This window comes from Wenyingzhuangia sp. 2_MG-2023, from assembly GCF_030548295.1.
GTDB lineage: Bacteria > Bacteroidota > Bacteroidia > Flavobacteriales > Flavobacteriaceae > Wenyingzhuangia.
Window position 1 is genome coordinate 1 of sequence record NZ_JAUOSB010000161.1, and the last position, 244, is coordinate 244.

The window sequence follows — 244 nt, forward strand, 5'->3', positions numbered from 1 at the left end:
GGTCCAGATCGAGACAGCGATCAAGGCCGCGAACCTGCCGGAGTTGGTTCACAAGACGAACACCATGTACGCGAGCCACAAGGATATCAAGGGCTATAAGAAGATCGTTGTCGGCACGATACTCGCAGGTCTGGCAACGGCTGCGGTAGGTGCTGGACTGGCGATCGCTAGCGGGCGTAACGAGAGCGTGAAGGGGAAACCGTGAGCGAGACGGAAGCCTTCACAATGCCGGACGACGAAGACT

The 244-nt window shown here is 58.2% G+C and carries 1 protein-coding gene; it reads left to right on the top strand.

The window, feature by feature from the left end; translation table 11 throughout:
- On the top strand, positions 1–205 hold a 205-nt coding region (locus Q4548_RS16965), incomplete at its 5' end, for a hypothetical protein (RefSeq protein WP_303457256.1).
- Positions 206–244: the final 39 nt, after the last annotated feature.